Genomic DNA, 2,094 nt, shown 5'->3' with positions numbered 1-2,094 from the left:
AGGCGACGCGCTTGACCGGCGAATACAGGGCGTCGACGGCGATCAGGCCGATCGGGGCGTCTTCCGGCCGGTTCAGCTCGGAGGCGACATAGCCCTTGCCGTTCTGGACGGTCAGTTCCATGCGCACCGAAGCGCCGTCGTCCAAAGTGCAGATCACGTGGTCGGGGTTCAGAACCTCGATGTCGGCGGGCACGTCGATCTGGCCGGCGGTGACCGGACCGGGGCCGGTGGCCTTCAGCGTCATGCGCTTGGGGCCCTCGGCGTGCATGCGCAGCGCCAGTTGCTTGATGTTCAGGACGATGTCGACCACGTCCTCGCGCACGCCTTCCAGCGACGAAAATTCATGGACCACGCCGTCGATCTGGATGGCGGTGACGGCGGCGCCTTGCAGCGACGACAGCAGCACGCGGCGAAGCGCATTGCCCAGCGTCACGCCAAAGCCGCGCTCTAGCGGTTCGGCGACCAGGCGGGCCTTGCGCTGGGCGTCCGAGCCAGCCTCGACCTGGGGCTTTTCGGGACGGATCAGCTCTTGCCAGTTACGTTCGATCATGGGTGTCCCTCGGAAACGGAGTTCGCCGGTCCCTCGCTTCTCGTCAGAGGCGGCAGGACCGGCGGAGAATAGAAGTCGGCGGCGGTACGCTTAGACGCGGCGGCGCTTGGGCGGACGGCAACCGTTGTGCGGCATCGGGGTGACGTCGCGGATGGTGGTGATGGTCAGGCCGACCGACTGGAGGGCGCGGAGCGCCGACTCACGACCGGAACCGGGACCCGAGACGTTGACTTCCAGCGTCTTGACGCCGTGTTCCTGGGCCTTCTTGCCGGCGTCTTCGGCGGCCATCTGGGCGGCGTAAGGGGTCGACTTGCGCGAACCCTTGAAGCCCATGTGGCCCGACGACGACCACGAGATCGCGTTGCCCTGGGCATCGGTGATCGTGATCATGGTGTTGTTGAACGACGAGTTCACATGGGCGACGCCCGACGTGATGTTCTTGCGCTCGCGCTTCTTTACGCGACCCGGTTCCTTGGCCATCAGTTCGCTCTCTTACTTCTTCTTGCCGGCGATCGGCTTGGCCGGGCCCTTGCGGGTGCGGGCGTTGGTGTGCGTGCGCTGGCCGCGGACCGGCAGGCCCTTGCGGTGACGCAGGCCGCGGTAGCAGGCCAGGTCCATCAGACGCTTGATGTTCATCGAGGTCTCGCGACGCAGGTCACCCTCGACGGTGTGATCCTTGTCGATCGTCTCGCGGATCTGCAGGACTTCGGCGTCCGTCAGCTGGTTCACGCGACGGGCGGGCTCGATGCCGACCTTCTCGGTGATTTCCTTGGCCGACGCAGGGCCGATGCCATGGATGTACTGAAGCGCGATTTCCACGCGCTTGTTGGTCGGGATGTTGACGCCAGCGATACGGGCCACGAAATTCTCCAGATACGCGTGTGCGGACGCAACAAACGCTCCGGTCAACAGACCAGGAGCGCCGACGCCCTTCGCGGAAGCGGGCCTTATACAGGGGATTCAGATGTCGTCAACGCCTAAGGGTGCCGATCGGTCGCCCCGGCTGGCTCACGGCTCGAAACGAACCGTGACGGTCACGCCCTGATCTGCCTGGATCTGCCCGTTCTCGGTCGGCGGCTGAAAGCGGTACAGAGGGGCCAGGGTCAAGGCCGCCGAGCCGAAGCCGATGCCGGGGGGCGTCTCGCTGAGGATGGCGCAGCGGTCCAGGCGGGTGTCGGCCTGGATAATGCAGCGCATGACCGCCGTCCCGCGCTGACGCAGGCGCGGATCGACCCGACGATGAGCCCGGCCCACATCGTTGCGACTGGGCCCCCGGATGAAGCGCGGTGGCGTGGAGCCTGTGCCCGGACCGGTCCCGGAGCCAATACCGGTCCCCTGCCCTGTCCCCTGGCCGCCCAGACCCTGGCCCGGCTGGGGCGAAGGGGTCGGCGCGATGCCCACGACGATCTCCGGCTCCGGCGCCTGAATAGCCGGTGCGGGCAGTTCTGGCGGCACAGGTCGTGGACGGGGCGGCACATGGATGCGAGAGGGCGCGGCGGGGGCCCCTCCCCCGGCCTGCGGGCTGGGGGGCGTCGGGGCAGGCA

At 67.5% G+C, this 2,094-nt stretch carries 4 protein-coding genes; all 4 read right to left on the bottom strand.

The window, feature by feature from the left end:
• Positions 1-550 (bottom strand): DNA-directed RNA polymerase subunit alpha (locus JHC81_RS14355; RefSeq protein WP_292175801.1); only part of this gene is annotated, 550 nt, incomplete at its 3' end.
• Positions 551-640: 90 nt separating this feature from the next.
• Entirely contained in the window at positions 641-1,030 is a 390-nt protein-coding gene (gene rpsK, locus JHC81_RS14350) for a 30S ribosomal protein S11 (protein WP_183213186.1), read from the bottom strand.
• A gap of 12 nt (positions 1,031-1,042) precedes the next feature.
• A complete protein-coding gene (gene rpsM / locus JHC81_RS14345; RefSeq protein WP_292175799.1) occupies positions 1,043-1,411 on the bottom strand; it encodes a 30S ribosomal protein S13 in 369 nt (122 codons plus the stop codon).
• Between the two features lie 147 nt (positions 1,412-1,558).
• On the bottom strand, positions 1,559-2,094 hold a 536-nt coding region (locus JHC81_RS14340), incomplete at its 5' end, for a TonB family protein (protein ID WP_292175797.1).

The organism is Brevundimonas sp., assembly GCF_016463295.1.
Classification (GTDB): domain Bacteria; phylum Pseudomonadota; class Alphaproteobacteria; order Caulobacterales; family Caulobacteraceae; genus Brevundimonas.
Note: the sequence above shows the minus strand (reverse complement) of the source record. Positions and strands in the feature narration are given on the sequence as shown.